A 12,669-nucleotide genomic window follows, 5' to 3' on the forward strand; every position below is an offset into this window, starting at 1 on the left:
AAAGCGGGTTGTCTGGCTATTTTACCGCAGCAAACTGCTGTAGCACAGCCCTGACCTGCAGCGCGGTTGGCGCCGGTTGCTCCTGCATAAAACAATGGCCGCCAGGTACCTGGATCGTCTGCACCGCAGCATTCAGCTGGCGCCACTTCGCCAGCGCTTTGACCACAAAAGGAAAGGTCTGTTCACCGTAAATTACAGTGATAGGTTTCGCCGCTTTACGCAGCGCCGGCCATAATCCTTTTGGGTAGGAGCTGAAGATCTCTGCCTCGCGCTCGGGCAAACACTTTAATTGCAGTTCACCATTGCTGGCGCTAAGCGCGTTATCGACATAGGCTGCCAGAGCCTCCGGGTGCCAGCTTTGAAATAAACTGCGACTTTGCAGGTACTGCAAAGCGCTGGGACGATCCGGCCATTGCCGGCGCCGGCGCAGTGCAGCCTTGGCCAAAGGGTTCTTTTTAAACAGCCGCACGCCTTCCAGAGTGCGGGCCAGTAGAATCATCGACGGCGGAAATAGCACCGGATCGAGTAATACCAACCCCTGAAACAGCCCCGGATGCTCAGCATGCATTAAGGCAGTCAGCACGCCACCAAAGCTGTGTCCAACGCCATAAACCGGCACCTCAGCATATTGGGCGCGATGGGCATTAAAGGCCTGAGCCGCCAGCTCGGCGGCGATATTCCAACCTAAAAAAGGGCCGCCATGGTCACTGTCGCCGTGGCCCTGAGCGTCAGAGAGGAATAAATCGTAGTCGGCAGCCAGCTCAGCTAACAGCGGTTGATAGCTGCGGGCACAAAAGCCATTACCGTGCAAAAAATGCAGCAGCGGCTTACCGCTAACCGGCGTCTGCCAGCCGCGTAGTGTAAAACCGTAACGGGTATGAAAAGACCAGGGAATTAACTGCATGATCAACCTTTATTTTAATCAGCCTTTATTTGGTGCCAAAGAGTTTATCGCCGGCATCCCCCAGGCCTGGCAAGATATAGCCATGCTCGTTCAGGCCCTGGTCAATCGCAGCGGTGTAGAGCTCAATATCCGGATGCGCCTGGCGCAGCGCGTTAATCCCCTCGGGCGCCGCGACCAATACCAGAGCTTTGATGTGGGTACAGCCTTGTCGTTTTAACAAATCAATGGTGGCAATCATCGAGCCGCCGGTGGCCAGCATAGGGTCAATAATAATCGCCAGCCGCTGATCGATTTCCGGTGCAAGCTTTTGAAAGTAGGGCACCGGCTGCAAGGTGCTTTCGTCACGATAAATACCCACCACACTGATACGGGCGCTGGGGATCAGATCCAGTACGCCATCGAGCATACCCAGGCCAGCGCGCAGGATTGGCACCACTGTCACTTTTTTGCCCTGGATTTGCTTGATCTGGCACGGACCGCTCCAGGCCTCGATGGTTACGGTTTCGGTCGGCAAGTCTTTGGTGGCTTCATAGGTCAGCAAGCTGCCGAGCTCGACCGCCAGTTGCCGGAATTGGCGGGTATTGATATCCGCGGCCCGCAACAGGCCAATTTTATGCTGTACCAGGGGGTGAGAGACTTCGACGACGCGCATAGGGTTCTCCATGTCCCTTCGAAAGCCCGGATCTGTAGTGGCAGTTTTCAGGTTTGTTTTGACCTTTAAGACTGCGCTTTCGAAGGCGTTACTGTAGCGAAACGGTGTCGCGATAATACGGCAGTGCTGCGTACTGAGCAAGCTTTCGGCAGCGGCTGTCACTTTGACGGCCAATTATGCGACTTGTCCGACCAGAATTGCTTTTGTTACTTGACAGACCAGTTATTCAAACGTACATTTCAAACAGGTGTTTAAAAGTTTGTTTAACGGCGTAGTGAAGAATGAGCAGTAAAGTGCATACCCAACAACGCATCCTGGATGCTGCGCAAAGCCTGTTTGCCGAAAGTGGCTTTAACGATACCTCGTTACGGCAGATTACTACTAAGGCAGAGGTGAATCTGGCATCAGTGAATTATCACTTCGGCTCGAAGAAAGAGCTGATCCAGGCCGTGCTGCAGCGCTATTTGCAGGTGCTGATGCCGCGGCTGGATCAGGAGTTTGATCGCTTGTTAGCCAGTCAAAAGCCGAATGATTTAACCCAGATCTTATCGGTATTTGTTAAGCCTTTGCTCGATCTGAACCAGCTGCAGCGCCGCGGTACCCGAACCTTTTTACAGTTACTTGGGCGCGGTTATACCGATGTACAGGGACACTTGCGCTGGTTTATTAATCAACATTATGGCCGTACCCTGGATAAGTTTGTGTTGCTGGTGCAGCAAAGTTGCCCGCATCTGCCACAAAGCGAAGTGTTCTGGCGGCTGCATTTTTCGCTCGGCTCTATCGTCTTTACGATGGCGTCCAGTGATGCGCTGGCTGAAATTGCCCAGGCTGATTTTAATGAAGCGGTGGATATTGAAGGGGTGATCCGCCGTTTAATCCCTTATCTCGGGGCTGCAATTGCCGCGCCGGTATATAGCCAAGACCTCAAAACCGTTGCCTGATGCTGGAAGGAAGCTGATATGGTGTATTTATTGATAATAGTGGCACTGCTGGTAGTGCTGTTTGGCGTGACTTCGGTGCGCCGTAGTGTGATTAGCAAGCCGGTGTTTGGCATCTTTAAGAAAATTTTGCCGCCGTTGTCAGATACCGAGCGTGAAGCCATGGAAGCCGGCGATGTATGGTGGGACGGTGAACTGTTTAAAGGTAAGCCGGACTGGCATAAGTTGCATGCTATTCCGAAAGCTGAACTCTCAGCCGAAGAACAAGCCTTTATGGATAATCAGGTCGAAACCCTGTTGACCATGCTGGACGATTATAAAATTGTGCAGGAAGACCGTGATCTGCCAAAAGCGGTGTGGGATTACATTAAGCGCGAAGGTTTCTTTGCGATGATTATTCCAAAAGCCTATGGTGGCCGCGAGTTTTCGGCTATCGCCAACTCGACCATCGTATCACGCATCGCAACCCGCAGCTTAACCGCGGCGGTAACCATCATGGTACCCAACTCTTTAGGCCCGGGCGAGCTGTTGATGCACTATGGTACCCAGGAGCAAAAAGATCGCTGGTTACCAACGCTGGCGAATGGCACTGACGTGCCGTGCTTTGCGTTAACCGGCCCGGAAGCCGGTTCGGATGCCGGTGGTATTCCGGATACGGGTGTGGTCTGCAAAGGTCAGTTCGAAGGCAAAGAAGTACTAGGCATCCGCCTGAACTGGGATAAGCGTTACATCACGCTGGCACCGGTTGCGACGGTACTGGGTTTGGCCTTTAAGTTGTACGATCCGGATAAACTATTAGGTGATAAAGAAGAGCTGGGTATTACCTGTGCGCTGATCCCAACCAGCCACCCTGGCGTGCAGATTGGTGATCGCCATTTCCCGATGAATATGGCCTTTATGAACGGCACTACTTACGGTAAAGATGTGTTTATTCCACTGGATTGGATTATCGGTGGTCCGGCCTATGCGGGTCGTGGTTGGCGCATGCTGGTAGAATGTTTATCAGCAGGCCGTGGTATCTCTTTACCGGCACTGGCGACAGCAACCGGCCACCTGGCAGCACGGATGACCGGTGCTTACGGTTATGTGCGTCAGCAGTTCGGCATGTCGATTGGCAAGTTTGAAGGTGTGCAGGAAGGTTTAGCGCGCATTGGTGGTTTAACTTACACCTTAGAAGCGATGCGGGTGATGACTGCCGGTGCTATCGATTTAAAACTGAGCCCATCGGTAGTGACGGCGATTGCCAAATATCATATGACTGAGATGTCTCGCACCTTATTAAACGATGCCTTTGATATTCATGCCGGTAAAGCCATTCAGTGTGGCCCGATGAACTATCTGGCGCATGGCTATATGGGTGTACCGATCTCGATTACGGTAGAAGGTGCTAATATCCTGACCCGTAACCTGATGATTTTCGGTCAGGGCGCTACTCGCTGCCATCCTTATGTACTGGCAGAGCTGGAAGCCGCAGCCAATCCGAATGCCGAAGAGGGCTTGGCACAGTTTGATAAGCTATTGATGGCACATATCGGCTTTGCGGTTGGCAATACCTTTGCTGCACTGTGGCAGGGTTTAACGGCCGGTGCCTTTAACAGTGCGCCGGTATCAGGCGAAACGGCCCGCTATTACAAGCAATTAAGCCGGATGAGCCGTGCTCTGGCGTTAAGTGCTGATATTTCAATGCTGATGTTAGGCGGTGATTTAAAACGTAAAGAAATGCTGTCGGCCCGCTTAGGTGATGTGTTGAGCCAGCTGTATATTGCCTCTACCGTGCTGAAGTTTTACGAAGATAATGGTCGTCAGCAGGCTGATCTGCCGTTCGTGCACTACAGTGTGCAGCGCTCGCTGTTTGAGATTGGTAAAGCCTTTGATGGTTTCTTTGCCAACTTCCCGAATCGCATTGTGGCGCGTACCATCCGTACCCTGGTATTCCCGTTTGGGATCGGTTACAAAATGCCGTCTGATGAGGTGGCACAACAAATTTGTGAAGCCTTATCTAAGCCGAACACATTGCGCGATCGCTTAACTCACCTGTGTTATGTCGGTAAAGATGAAGATGATGCCACAGGGTTAATGGAAAACGCCTTTGTTGCGATGTACAACGCCCAGCCACTGCTGAAGAAAATTGCCCAGGCGCAAAAAGCCGGTCAGTTACCGCGTAAACAGCCGCTGCTGGATAGCATTAATCAGGCGTTAGCCGCCAATATCTTAAGCGAGTCGGAGGCGGCCAGCTTACGTAAGATGAACCAGCTGCGCTTTAAAGCCATCAGTGTGGATAGCTTTAAACCCGGCGTGCTGGAAGGCATGAGCGTGGGTAAGCGTGATGCGGCTTAACTGAGCTGCGGCGAATATCGTTTAGCGAAAAACCGGAGCTAACAACTCCGGTTTTTTTATGGCTTTGGCATTGGTTAACGCCGGAAAAACGTTAGAATAGGCCCCGAACAATAATAAGACCAAAAAAAGAGGGAATAAGATGGCGCAGCGTACTATCCGTTTAGCCACCCAGGCTGATGTGCCGCTGATTTTAAAATTTATTCAGGGCCTGGCTGAATATGAAAAACTCGCTAATGAAGTGGTGGCCACTGAACAACAGCTAACCGCGACCTTGTTTTCAGCACGCCCGGCAGCAGAAGTTGTGATTGCCGAGTATGACGGTCAGCCAGCGGGCTTTGCCTTGTTCTTTCATAATTACTCGACTTTTTTAGCCAAGCCCGGTCTTTATCTCGAAGATCTGTTTGTGTTACCACAGTTTCGTGGCCAGGGGCTGGGCAAGTTATTACTGACCTATCTGGCGAAACTGGCCGTAGACAGAGGTTGTGGTCGTTTTGAATGGTCAGTGCTGGACTGGAATCAACCGGCGATTGATTTCTATCAGGCGCAGGGGGCAACATTGTTGCACGACTGGCGGATCAACCGGGTGACCGGTGACAAATTGCAGGCATTAGCAGCGCAATATTCGGCCTGATGTCGTGGTATTGATTTCCTAAAAGTTGTACAGGTGTAGTAGTCAATGTCAAAGGAACAAGTTAAGGCCGCAGCGGCGGCCGCGCAAAGCACAAAGCCGGCAAAAAGCCCGGCAGCTGAGACCGACAAGGTTCCAGCAGCAAAAGCTCAACCAAAGAAGGTATTAAAACGGCGGCAAAGCGGCGATTTCTGGATTAACCTGAGCGTGGCGCTGTTTATTGGTGTGTGTTTGCTGATATTAAGTTTTGAAATTTTGCTAAAGCTGTCGCGTTAGTGCGTGCTGTTTAGCAAAACAAAGGGAGGCCTGTGCCTCCCTTTGCGTTTTCTGGTGGCTATAGCCGCGGCTTATGCCTGACCGCGCGCAATAATCTCTTGTGCCATCTGATCAGCGACGGTGCTGGTGGGTTTATTTTCAGCGTCGGCGCGCTCAAAAATCTGCAACAGGGTGTCAAAAATTTGCATGACCTTCGCGGTAGACTCTGCCGCATTGTAACCTTGCGGACGCATTTCAAAGGCGACGTTAATAATGCCTCCGGCATTGATAACATAGTCCGGCGCATACAGAATACCCAGCTCACGTAGCTTCTGGCCATGCTCGGGGCGCTTTAACTGGTTGTTGGCACAGCCGGCCACAATTTTGGCTTTTAATTGCGGGATGGTGTCATCATTTAAGGTGGCACCCAGCGCACAAGGCGCATAGATATCAGCCGCTACGCCGCAGATATCATTCAGACCGACGGCTGTGGCGCCAAATTGAGCGACCGCACGGTTCACCGCATCCTGGTTAATGTCGGTGACAATAAGCTTAGCGCCTTCTTTATGCAGGTGTTCACACAGATAGAAACCGACGCTACCTAAGCCTTGTACGGCAACCGTTTTGCCTGCCAGATCGGCAGAGCCAAACTGATGCTTAGCGGCGGCTTTAATGCCCTGATAGGTACCCAGCGCCGTAAAAGGACCTGGGTTACCGCTTTTACCCTCTAAGCCGGCAACATAAGGTGTAACCTGATGCACCTGCATAATGTCATGAGTAGTAATGTTCACATCTTCAGCGCTGTAATAGCTGCCGCTTAAGCGGTGTACCATGCGGCCAAAGGCTTGAAATAACGCCTCAGATTTAATGGTTTTGGCATTACCGATAATCACCGACTTGCCGCCACCCAGGGGTAAACCGGCCATGGCGTTCTTATAGGTCATACCGCGTGATAAACGCAGCACATCTACCAGCGCATCTTCGTCAGATGCATAGTCCCATAACCGACAACCACCAACCGCAGGCCCCAAACGGGTGCTGTGCACAGCGATAATGGCTTTTAAACCGGTTTCCTGATCACTGCAGAAAACTACTTGCTCATGCTGATCAAATTCTGGGTGATTAAATACGGCCACAACGGACTCCCTTGCAAGAATAGCTATTACAGCTGGATGGTTTACGTTTACGTTAACTGCGACTTTTGTCGTAATGGCGCGGAATGTACCATTTTGCACCACTGAATACCAGTCCTGACGTTAACTGGTGGCTGGTCAGTCCAGTGTTGGTGGTGAGAAGCTCAGTAAAGCTTGATTGTCGCGGATAGCTCACATAAAGTAGCGGCATCTACAACACAGGAAGTCATCTTATGAGTGAGCAGTCAACTCAACAACCCACTGAAATCACCGAAGCGCAGCGCGCAGAATGGGTCCGGGCACAATTTCAGAAAGCTAATGAATATCTGGCAACCAAGGGGATTATCCCGGATAACGTGGCCGTGAGTGAAAGCCGTTATTTACCGCCTTTGGTCGCAGTATGGAAGTTAAATACCCGTGATGCTAAGTCATTCTGGGTGATCAGTGGCGATCTGCCAACCGATCATATGCCCGTTAGTGCAGCACCCAATGCCCGCGAAGCGATCCGCGCGTTCGCGTTGCACTGGCAGTTAAAGGCCGAACAAATTGCCCAGGCCGGTTTTACCGATAAAACTCAGGTTGAGTTTGCTAATCTGTTAGTAAGCCGGGCAGAGGGTTTATACGATCTGTTTGATAATGAGCCGCTGTGGCAAGGGCAATAAGTCAGCGCCAAGCTGTCAAATTTAGTTGACAAAAAAAGCCGCAATAGCGGCTTTTTTTATGCGCAGCGCTGCGGTTTATTCTTCAAAATACCACAAGCCCTGGTTAATCAAGTCCGTCAATAATAACAGGCGTTCTTCCCGCGCGGTAAAATGCAGACACTGCTGTTGGTCGATGCGTTTACTGTCACAGAGTAATTGCGCCGTCACCCGCTCTTCGGCTGGCAACACTATGGTAGTGCCGTTGATAAACAGCTGAATATCACTGCTTTCGCTTGCCTGATAGTAGCAGCAACGCAGGCCGCCAAGGCGTGCCAGTACCGAGCCTTCTTCCAGGTATTCCGCAATTTCCTCGGCCTGATAATGTGGATCTGGCTCTTGCTGATCCAGCTCATGTTTGGCCTGGGTAATATACTGGCCAAACCATAGCGGCAGTTTGTCGCGGTCACTGACCAGCTGCACCAACAACTGCTGCACCTGATCCAGATCCTGCTCACTCATCGCACCGATATTGCCGGTCAGGTTGCGATCAGGATCGCTAAAGCGTTTACCGCTGATATCGTTGTCCAGCAGGTAATCGGCTAAACCGGTCAGTAAGTCTTTTTGTGCCGGCGCGCGGAAACCGACTGAGTAGTTCAGACTGTTTTCCAGCGAGATCCCCTCGTGTGGGCAGCCAGGCGGAATATATAAAATATCACCCGGCTCCATAATCACATCAATACAGGCGGTAAAGGGCGTGACTTGCAACAGGCGCGGATGCGGGCAGAATTGCTTAAGTGACGCATCTGGCATACCAACCCGCCAGTGTCTTTTACCTTCGCCCTGGATAATAAACACATCATATTGATCCAGATGCGGGCCGACACCGCCACCCGGCGTGGAAAAGCTGACCATCAGATCATCAATCCGCCAGTTTGGAATAAAGCGAAACGGCTCAATCAACTCCGCCGCTGGTGGATGCCAGTGGTCAACCGCCTGCACCAGGATAGTCCAGTCCTTGTCGCCATAGCGGCTAAAGTCTTCAAAGGGGCCGGTTTCCAGCTGCCAGTTACCGTCACGACATTCCACCAGCCGTGATTCGACCTCATCTTCCAACGCCAGACCTGCCAGCTCATCCGCTGACAGCGGATCCTGAAAGTTCTTAAAGCCTTGTTTAATCAACAGCGGCTGCTTTTGCCAGTACTGCTGCATAAAATCGGCCAGGCTTAATTCACCCAGATTTAACTGATACATTTAAAGATCCTTAACTCTGACACAGCAAAGACTTAGAAAAGCGAGAACCGGTTTGCTTTAAGCCAAGTCTTGAAGGCATGGATGCCTGACAAATGCGTATGGAACGCATTTGCGCCGCGAAGCTGCCCGTAGGGTGGACGTCATGGACGACGTCCACAATGAAGCCTACAGGGACGTATTCACGGCGTCTTGGCGTAAGCAAACCGGTTCGATGCTCACACGGTATTTGGAGTTACTGGATTAATCCAGTAACTCCACCAGGCGAATAGCATCACCGATATAGCCGGCAGGCGACAGCTGCTTCATCTCTGCTTTTACCGCATCCGGCAGCGCCAGACCATCGATAAAGACGGCCAGATCGGCGGCGCTGATCCGCTTACCACGGGTCAGTTCTTTTAGCTTCTCGTACGGCTTTTCAATGCCATATTTACGCATCACCGTCTGTACCGGCTCGGCCAGTAATTCCCAGTTGGCGTCCAGCTCGGCCAGCAGGTTGGCTTCGTTCACTTCCAGCTTGCTGATCCCTTTTAAGGTCGCCTGATAGGCAATCAGCGTATAGCCAAAGCCGACACCCAGATTACGCAGCACGGTAGAGTCGGTCAGATCACGCTGCCAGCGAGATACCGGTAACTTGGCCGATAAGTGATTAAACAGCGCATTGGCGATGCCGAGGTTACCTTCTGAGTTTTCAAAGTCGATTGGGTTAACCTTGTGCGGCATAGTTGAAGAGCCGATTTCGCCGGCCACGGTTTTTTGCTTAAAGTGACCCAGGGCAATATAGCCCCAGACGTCGCGGTCGAAATCGAGCAGGATGGTATTAAAACGGGCGATGGCATCAAACAGCTCGGCAATATAATCATGCGGCTCAATTTGCGTGGTGTAGGGGTTCCAGCTGATACCCAGCGAGCTGACAAAACGCTCGGCAAAAGCATGCCAGTCCAGTGTCGGGTAGGCCGATAAGTGCGCGTTGTAGTTACCGACAGCGCCGTTGATTTTACCCAGCAGGCTAACTGCAGCAATTTGCTCACGCTGGCGCTTTAACCGCACATAGACGTTCGCCAGCTCTTTGCCCATCGTAGTGGGGGACGCCGGTTGGCCGTGGGTACGTGCCATCATCGGCACCGCTTTTAACTCCAGCGCCAGCTTTTTAATCGCCGTCAGCAAGGCATCACATTCAGGCAGTAACACGCTGTCACGCGCTTCGCGCAGCATCAGCGCATGCGACAGGTTATTGATATCTTCAGAGGTACAGGCAAAGTGAATAAATTCACTGATAGCCGCAAGCTCGCTATTACCGGCTACTTTCTCTTTTAACAGATACTCAACCGCTTTCACGTCGTGATTAGTGGTGCGCTCGATATCTTTTACCCGCTGTGCATCGGCCAGGCTAAAGTTATCGACGATGTGGTTTAACAGCGCATTGGCCTCTGCGGATAACGCCGGCACTTCGCTGATTGCCGGCTCGGCGGCCAGCTGCTGCAACCAACGCACTTCGACCAAAACCCGGTACTTGATTAAACCAAACTCGCTGAAAATCGGGCGCAGCGCGGCAGCTTTGCTACCGTAGCGGCCGTCGACCGGCGAAATGGCAGTAAGGGCATTAAGTTCCATGAAAACTCCTGATCTTATAGTGCGGGAAGGCTGGCGAGTGCGGCTTTCGCGGCGGCCAGTATTTTCCGTCGTTTAAAAATAAAGTTTAGCCGGCTGCCGCCTGCCTGACGCCAAAGTACGGCAGAGCGAATCGCCGCCAGCAGCAGGGCGCGCACTTTTTGCTGCACACTGCTTTGACTGAGTAATTCTGGTTGGCCGTATATCTGAATGCGGGCACCCAGGCTGCTAATGCAGTCGGTATAGATATCGGCCAGTTTGCCAATGATAGTGTCGTCGGTGACACTAAAATGCTGTAATTGCCGCTCCAGTTGCGACAGTTGCTTGCCCAGCTCGGCCATATTGTCGCGGTTTTTATTTAGCCGCCGCTCCAGCGCCAGCACGCCGACCAGGTAACGGGTTAGCTCAACGTCTTTTTGTGGCTTATCGCCCAACTGCTCAATTATCAGTTGCAGCCCTTCGCGTAAATTTGTCAGTTCGCCACCATAAATATCCAGCGGCGTCGCGGGGTTCAGATTGATTACGCTACCCAGCATAATTTCCAGTTGCGCTTGTTGCGAATCGGTACTGCGGGCCACTTTTTGCACCAACTTGGCCGCCTGACACAGGCCGGCCAGCGCATAAATTTGAGTTTCTAACGATACTTGCATCTTAGCTTAGTGCCTCATCAATAATACCACCGCCAAGGCAGACTTCATCCAGATAGAAGACTGCCGACTGACCAGGGGTTACCGCTTTTTGTGGGCTATCAAAAGTCACCTGCAGCCGGCCATCAGGCAGCGGCGTTACGGTGCAGGGAATATCATGTTGCCGGTAGCGGGTTTTTACCGTTAAGCGGCAAACTTGCTGTGGTCCGCTGCGATCCACCCAGTGCAGTTGGCTGGCTATCAGGCCGCTGGATAAAAGCGCCGGGTGATCATGGCCCTGAGCAACCAGTAACCGGTTGAGCGTCAGATCTTTGCCGACCACATACCAGGGATCGTCGCCGCCATCGCGTAAACCGCCAATGCCTAAGCCTTTGCGCTGGCCAAGCGTGTGATACATCAGGCCTTCGTGGCGGCCGATAATTTTGCCATCATCAATACTGACAATATCGCCCGGCTGAGCCGGTAAATATTGCTGTAGAAAATCTTTAAATTTACGCTCACCGATAAAGCAGATGCCGGTGGAGTCTTTTTTATCATGGGTGACCAGGCCTTGCTGCTCAGCAATGGCGCGCACGGCTGGCTTTTCCAAATCGCCAACCGGAAACAGCGTTTGCGCGATATGTTGTTCTGCCAGCGTATAGAGGAAGTAGCTTTGGTCTTTGTTGTGATCCAGACCACGCAGCATTTGCCAGTGACCATCCTGATAACGGCGGCGGACATAGTGGCCGGTAGCAATATAGTCAGCGCCCAACGCTTCAGCGGCAAACTCCAGAAAGGCTTTAAACTTGATTTCTTTATTGCACATAATGTCCGGGTTAGGGGTGCGCCCGGCTTTATATTCGGCTAAGAAATACTCGAACACATTGTCCCAGTATTCGGCGGCAAAGTTGACCTTGTGTAATTTGATACCCAGTTTATCGCATACGGCCTGGGCGTCGGCCATATCTTCTGCGGCAGCACAGTATTCGTCGTTGTCGTCTTCTTCCCAGTTTTTCATAAACAGGCCTTCCACCTGATAACCCTGCTGCAACAACAGGTAGGCGGAAACGGACGAATCGACGCCGCCGGACATCCCGACGATTACTTTTTTACTGCTATGCTCTGACATGACACCGCGCTTAAAGACTGCCTGAATTAAAGGCGCGGATTATAACACCAAAATAGCGGCGGCAAAAATGCTCGCTACCGGAAAAAAGCTGACTAAGCTGCGGTTTACCGTCAGCAAAGCGGTTGGATCAATGACAATGGCAGTCGGGTACCGGCTAAACAGAGATCGATAGCATCCAGCACCAGCTGACTGCGTGGAGGCAGTTTTTGTGCCAGCAGTTCACTTTTATCAAGCCAGTGTAGCGTCAGAATATCCGGATCCTGGGGCTCAAATGCTGCTGGCAGCTGGGCGGGCTCAAACAAAAAATTCACCCGCACATAGGTATGGCCGTTGCTGGCCTTTAACTGCGAAATGCCAAGCCAGGCTGAGGGCAGCAGGGTAAGGCCGGTTTCCTCGTATACTTCGCGGCAGACGGCGCTGAGCAGATCTTCATCCTCTTCCATATGGCCGGCAGGCTGGTTTAACACTTCCCGGTCACTGAGTTTGTCGCGTTCCTGTACCAGTAAAAACCGGCCCTGATAGTAAATCACCGCCGCCACGGTCAGATGGAGTCTGTTCCTGCTCATA

13 protein-coding genes are annotated in these 12,669 nt (G+C 51.9%); 5 read left to right on the plus strand and 8 right to left on the minus strand.

The window, feature by feature from the left end; translation table 11 throughout:
• Nucleotides 1–16: 16 nt before the first annotated feature.
• The gene (locus H1D31_RS06795; RefSeq protein ID WP_261257185.1) at nucleotides 17–904 is read right to left on the minus strand and encodes an alpha/beta fold hydrolase; all 888 of its coding nucleotides are present in this window, start codon (nucleotides 902–904) and stop codon (nucleotides 17–19) included.
• A 25-nt stretch (nucleotides 905–929) separates the two neighbouring features.
• Nucleotides 930–1,556 (minus strand): uracil phosphoribosyltransferase, encoded by a 627-nt coding sequence (gene upp, locus H1D31_RS06800; protein WP_008949434.1) that lies wholly within the window; start codon nucleotides 1,554–1,556, stop codon nucleotides 930–932.
• A 281-nt stretch (nucleotides 1,557–1,837) separates the two neighbouring features.
• Between upp and H1D31_RS06805 the strand changes: the two genes are divergently transcribed.
• From H1D31_RS06805 to H1D31_RS06820, 4 genes are all read left to right on the plus strand, one after another.
• Nucleotides 1,838–2,497 (plus strand): TetR/AcrR family transcriptional regulator, encoded by a 660-nt coding sequence (locus tag H1D31_RS06805; RefSeq protein ID WP_261257188.1) that lies wholly within the window; start codon nucleotides 1,838–1,840, stop codon nucleotides 2,495–2,497.
• An 18-nt stretch (nucleotides 2,498–2,515) separates the two neighbouring features.
• Nucleotides 2,516–4,831 carry an acyl-CoA dehydrogenase gene (locus tag H1D31_RS06810; protein WP_261257190.1) on the plus strand — a complete coding sequence of 772 codons (2,316 nt, stop codon included), beginning with the start codon at nucleotides 2,516–2,518 and terminating at the stop codon, nucleotides 4,829–4,831.
• 139 nt (nucleotides 4,832–4,970) lie between these two features.
• Nucleotides 4,971–5,462, plus strand: coding sequence for a GNAT family N-acetyltransferase (locus tag H1D31_RS06815; RefSeq protein WP_261257192.1), 492 nt, complete (start codon nucleotides 4,971–4,973; stop codon nucleotides 5,460–5,462).
• A gap of 45 nt (nucleotides 5,463–5,507) precedes the next feature.
• Nucleotides 5,508–5,735, plus strand: a complete 228-nt coding sequence (locus H1D31_RS06820; protein WP_261257193.1) for a hypothetical protein — start codon at nucleotides 5,508–5,510, stop codon at nucleotides 5,733–5,735.
• Between the two features lie 71 nt (nucleotides 5,736–5,806).
• On the opposite strand, the gene H1D31_RS06825 is transcribed toward H1D31_RS06820, so the two are convergent.
• Complete coding sequence (locus H1D31_RS06825) at nucleotides 5,807–6,850, minus strand: Leu/Phe/Val dehydrogenase (protein ID WP_261257195.1); 1,044 nt, start codon at nucleotides 6,848–6,850, stop codon at nucleotides 5,807–5,809.
• A gap of 230 nt (nucleotides 6,851–7,080) precedes the next feature.
• Between H1D31_RS06825 and H1D31_RS06830 the strand changes: the two genes are divergently transcribed.
• Nucleotides 7,081–7,509: a DUF4826 family protein gene (locus tag H1D31_RS06830; RefSeq protein WP_261257197.1), complete on the plus strand. Its 429-nt coding sequence runs from the start codon at nucleotides 7,081–7,083 to the stop codon at nucleotides 7,507–7,509.
• A gap of 75 nt (nucleotides 7,510–7,584) precedes the next feature.
• Here H1D31_RS06830 and H1D31_RS06835 read toward each other — a convergent pair whose 3' ends face one another.
• From H1D31_RS06835 to H1D31_RS06855, 5 genes are all read right to left on the minus strand, one after another.
• Nucleotides 7,585–8,739 (minus strand): cupin domain-containing protein, encoded by a 1,155-nt coding sequence (locus H1D31_RS06835; protein ID WP_261257199.1) that lies wholly within the window; start codon nucleotides 8,737–8,739, stop codon nucleotides 7,585–7,587.
• Nucleotides 8,740–8,979: 240 nt separating this feature from the next.
• Nucleotides 8,980–10,350 carry an adenylosuccinate lyase gene (purB, locus tag H1D31_RS06840; protein WP_261257200.1) on the minus strand — a complete coding sequence of 457 codons (1,371 nt, stop codon included), beginning with the start codon at nucleotides 10,348–10,350 and terminating at the stop codon, nucleotides 8,980–8,982.
• 14 nt (nucleotides 10,351–10,364) lie between these two features.
• Entirely contained in the window at nucleotides 10,365–10,997 is a 633-nt protein-coding gene (gene hflD / locus H1D31_RS06845) for a high frequency lysogenization protein HflD (RefSeq protein ID WP_261257202.1), read from the minus strand.
• Between the two features lies 1 nt (nucleotide 10,998).
• Entirely contained in the window at nucleotides 10,999–12,102 is a 1,104-nt protein-coding gene (gene mnmA / locus H1D31_RS06850; RefSeq protein ID WP_261257205.1) for a tRNA 2-thiouridine(34) synthase MnmA, read from the minus strand.
• 110 nt (nucleotides 12,103–12,212) lie between these two features.
• Nucleotides 12,213–12,668: an NUDIX domain-containing protein gene (locus H1D31_RS06855; RefSeq protein WP_261257208.1), complete on the minus strand. Its 456-nt coding sequence runs from the start codon at nucleotides 12,666–12,668 to the stop codon at nucleotides 12,213–12,215.
• Nucleotide 12,669 lies beyond the last annotated feature (1 nt).

The sequence above is a fragment of the Alishewanella sp. BS5-314 genome, assembly GCF_025377695.1.
Lineage (GTDB): Bacteria > Pseudomonadota > Gammaproteobacteria > Enterobacterales > Alteromonadaceae > Alishewanella > Alishewanella aestuarii.

Excerpts from the sequence above, each read along its gene's own strand:
- H1D31_RS06795 (WP_261257185.1), bottom strand. The coding sequence starts at position 904 with ATGCAGTTAATTCCCTGGTCTTTTCATACCCGTTACGGTTTTACACTA.
- upp (WP_008949434.1), bottom strand. The coding sequence starts at position 1,556 with ATGCGCGTCGTCGAAGTCTCTCACCCCCTGGTACAGCATAAAATTGGC.
- H1D31_RS06805 (WP_261257188.1), top strand. The coding sequence starts at position 1,838 with ATGAGCAGTAAAGTGCATACCCAACAACGCATCCTGGATGCTGCGCAA.
- H1D31_RS06810 (WP_261257190.1), top strand. The coding sequence starts at position 2,516 with ATGGTGTATTTATTGATAATAGTGGCACTGCTGGTAGTGCTGTTTGGC.
- H1D31_RS06815 (WP_261257192.1), top strand. The coding sequence starts at position 4,971 with ATGGCGCAGCGTACTATCCGTTTAGCCACCCAGGCTGATGTGCCGCTG.
- H1D31_RS06820 (WP_261257193.1), top strand. The coding sequence starts at position 5,508 with ATGTCAAAGGAACAAGTTAAGGCCGCAGCGGCGGCCGCGCAAAGCACA.
- H1D31_RS06830 (WP_261257197.1), top strand. The coding sequence starts at position 7,081 with ATGAGTGAGCAGTCAACTCAACAACCCACTGAAATCACCGAAGCGCAG.
- H1D31_RS06835 (WP_261257199.1), bottom strand. The coding sequence starts at position 8,739 with ATGTATCAGTTAAATCTGGGTGAATTAAGCCTGGCCGATTTTATGCAG.
- purB (WP_261257200.1), bottom strand. The coding sequence starts at position 10,350 with ATGGAACTTAATGCCCTTACTGCCATTTCGCCGGTCGACGGCCGCTAC.
- hflD (WP_261257202.1), bottom strand. The coding sequence starts at position 10,997 with ATGCAAGTATCGTTAGAAACTCAAATTTATGCGCTGGCCGGCCTGTGT.
- mnmA (WP_261257205.1), bottom strand. The coding sequence starts at position 12,102 with ATGTCAGAGCATAGCAGTAAAAAAGTAATCGTCGGGATGTCCGGCGGC.
- H1D31_RS06855 (WP_261257208.1), bottom strand. The coding sequence starts at position 12,668 with ATGAGCAGGAACAGACTCCATCTGACCGTGGCGGCGGTGATTTACTAT.